A 3,166-nucleotide genomic window follows, 5' to 3' on the forward strand; every position below is an offset into this window, starting at 1 on the left:
AGGTGTTGATGATGTACGAGCCGGGCTTCATGAGGCCGAGGCGCCGCGCATCGAGCAGTCCGGCGGTGCTCGGCGTGAGCGGCACGTGAACGCTGAGGACGTCCGCGAGCGACAGGCCGTGTTCAAGGTCGATAAGTGTCACGCGGAGTTCCTCGGCCACATCTGCAGCAAGGTACGGGTCGTGCACAAGCACGTTCATCCCGAACCCCTTCGCGATCGGGATCACGAGGCGCGCGATGCCGCCGCCGCCGAGGAGCAGAAGGGTCTTGCCGTGGAGCTGGACGCCGACCAGTTCGGTTCTGCCGCGGTTCCATGCGCCAGACCGCACGTTCTGCGCTGCTCGGGCGGTGTGGCGGGTCAGGGAGAGGAGCAGGGCGAACACGTGTTCGGCGACGGCCTGCGCGTTCGCTCCAGGAGTGGTGGTCACCCATACGCCCTGCGCGGCGGCCGCATCGAGGTCGACGTTATTCGTGCCGACGCCGTGCCGCGCGATGATCTTCAGCTGGGGTGCCATGCGGATGCGCTCCGCGGTGATCATGTCTCCGCGCACGAGTGTCGCCTCAACGGTGCCGGCGACGTCTTCCCATGTTCGCGCAGACGCGCCGTAGCCCAGAGTGACCTCATTCGTCGTCTGAAGCCGTTCGACGATGACGTCCGAGATTGGGTTCGGAATGAAAACGTGTCCCATGTGTTGCTCCTTTGCTAAACGCGATTGGACTCGCAATTAGCGACTGTAGCTGACGTCATATGCTCAGCACAAGGGGTGGCCTCGGCCAAGGATGGCGCATAGCCGTCGAGAAATTGGCGCTTGACATACGAGCAGAACGCTGAGACGCTGTCAAAATAAAGTGCGATGACGTACGCACTTAGTCAACGGAGACAGGAGCGATCATGGCGGATGTCGAGGAGAAGCGTCGAACGGGAGCCAAGAAGGCGACCGGAGCGGCGGTCTTTGGAACGTTCATCGAGTACTACGACTTCAGCGTGTATGGCTACGTGGCCGCCACGCTTGCGGTGGTGTTCTTCCCAAGCGACGACCCGGTGAGTGGTCTGCTGAACACGTTCTTGGTGTTTGGATCGGCGTTCCTGGTGCGCCCGGTCGGCGCATGGTTCTTCGGGCGGCTCGGTGACCGAAAGGGCCGGCGGGTAAGCCTCATTGCCAGCATCTCGATGATGGGTGCCGCCGCGACGCTGACTGGCCTCTTGCCGGACTACGACGCTATTGGCGTAGCTGCTCCAATCCTCCTGGTGATCCTACGCATGATGCAGGGTTTCTCGGCCGGCGGAGAAATCGGCGGGGCTGCTTCATACATTCGCGAGTGGGCCCCGACGCAGCGGCGACCGTTCTACATTTCCTTTGTCCCGGCTTTCGGGAACCTCGGGAAGGGCATGGCGGCCGGGGTTGCGGCGCTGATCGCGCTTGCCGTGCCGGCGGAAGCGATGCTCGCCTGGGGGTGGCGTGTGCCGTTCCTCCTGGCGCTTCCCCTTGGCATCCTCGTGCTGGTGGCGCGGTTGAAGGTCGCCGATTCTCCCGAGTTTGTCGCCCTTTCCGAGAAGAAGGACACCACGAAGCAGCCGTTCGGGGAAGTGTGGCGAGACTACCGCCCGCAGCTGTTCAAGGTCATCGGCATCTCCACTGTGCAGAATCTGGGAACGTATATCGGCACCGTCTTCGTGGCTACGTACTTCTCGGAGGTGCTGGGCTTCTCAAGCAGTGAAGCTTCAACGATCGTCCTCATCGCTGTTCTCACTGCGGCGTGCCTGATCCCGGTGGCAGGGTTGTTCGGAAACCGCGTCGGCGCGCGCAAGACGCTCATCATCGCGTACGTCCTCTACGTCGTTGTGACCTTCCCCACGTTCATGATGATGAACACCGGGGTGTTCGGGCTTGCGATCGCCGGCCTCGCGCTGGGCATGATCCCGTACGCGCTGTCCCAGGCCGGCACGTACAGCTCCGTCGCAGAGTTCTACCCCACCCGGGTACGCCACACCGGGGTCGCGGTTGGTCACAGCGTGGGCGCCGTGATCGGCGGTGGCGCAGGCCCCTACCTTGCGACGTGGCTAATCGCCACCACCGGAAACACATACATGCCGGCATTCGTCCTGATGCTTGCCGGTGCGTTCGGACTCGTTCTCGTCACGTTCGCGGTTCGACGCAACAGCAACCCCGCCGACCACCTTTTCCGCTGATCCGCCATCGAGCTGGGCTGCGCGTAGCCACGCGCAGCCCAGCATCATCCCTGACGGCACCACCAGAGCGCGATCCGCAAGGCACCGCGCGCTGAATGCGTCTCATACAAGACGAGGACTCAGGAGAAATCCATGACCGTTGAAGCGGCGGCACGTAACACTGGTCGCGTCGATACTCGCCGAGACGGCCCGGTACCCCCACGCCCAATGGAACCTGTGGCCACGCCTCTCGAGCCGGTCACGGCGCTTGCTCCTGAAGCGATGGTGGCAGGTGGCTGAGAGGTCCGGCTCAGTGCCACGCTTGGCGCCGTTGAGCCCCGGCCGCGTCGTCTTTTTCGTGTCGGACAGCACCGGCATCACGGCAGAGACGCTCGGCAATGCCCTGCTCGCCAATTTCCCTGCCGCGCCGTTTCAGCGTCACACGGTTCCCTTCGTAGATTCGGCCGTCGGTGCCCGCAATGTCGTAGATGACATCAAGCGCGCGTCGACTAACGGCGCTCAGCCGATCGTCTTCGCAACAGTGAAGTCCGCCCATATCCTCGGCGAGCTCCATGCCTCTGGTGCGGTGGTCATCGACTTGCTGGGTGGGCATCTGACCGAACTGGAAGCGGCTATCGGCACAACCGCATCTGAGCAGCTCGGTCAATTCCATGGGGTTGGCGACATCGAGCGGTACTTCGCTCGGATGCGGGCGGTCGAGTACGCGATCGAACATGACGACGGGCAGAGCGAGCGAGGGCTCCACCTTGCTGACGTGATCATCATTGCTCCCTCCCGGTGCGGCAAGACTCCCACGACGATGTACCTCGCGTTGCAGTACGGACTGCTGGTGGCCAACTATCCGCTGACCGACGATGACTTCCCCTCCGACGAACTTCCACTCACGGTGGCTCCGCATCGCGACAAATGTTTCGGGCTGACCACCACTCCTTTGCGGCTGAGCCAGGTGCGCCATGAGCGTCGCCCCAGCTCGACG

3 protein-coding genes are annotated in these 3,166 nt (G+C 63.2%); 2 read left to right on the plus strand and 1 reads right to left on the minus strand.

Going from position 1 to position 3,166, the window contains the following annotated elements; all coding sequences use genetic code 11:
- Positions 1 to 688: NAD(P)-dependent oxidoreductase (locus WBQ44_RS21485; protein WP_495568690.1), on the minus strand; the 688-nt coding region annotated here is incomplete at its 3' end.
- Positions 689 to 891: 203 nt separating this feature from the next.
- Here WBQ44_RS21485 and WBQ44_RS21490 point away from each other — a divergent pair.
- Positions 892 to 2,190, plus strand: coding sequence for an MFS transporter (locus tag WBQ44_RS21490; protein WP_495568691.1), 1,299 nt, complete (start codon positions 892 to 894; stop codon positions 2,188 to 2,190).
- A 301-nt stretch (positions 2,191 to 2,491) separates the two neighbouring features.
- Positions 2,492 to 3,166 (plus strand): pyruvate, water dikinase regulatory protein (locus tag WBQ44_RS21495; RefSeq protein ID WP_495568692.1); only part of this gene is annotated, 675 nt, incomplete at its 3' end.

This window comes from Rhodococcus sp. (in: high G+C Gram-positive bacteria) (genome assembly GCF_049591685.1).
Lineage (GTDB): Bacteria > Actinomycetota > Actinomycetes > Mycobacteriales > Mycobacteriaceae > Rhodococcoides.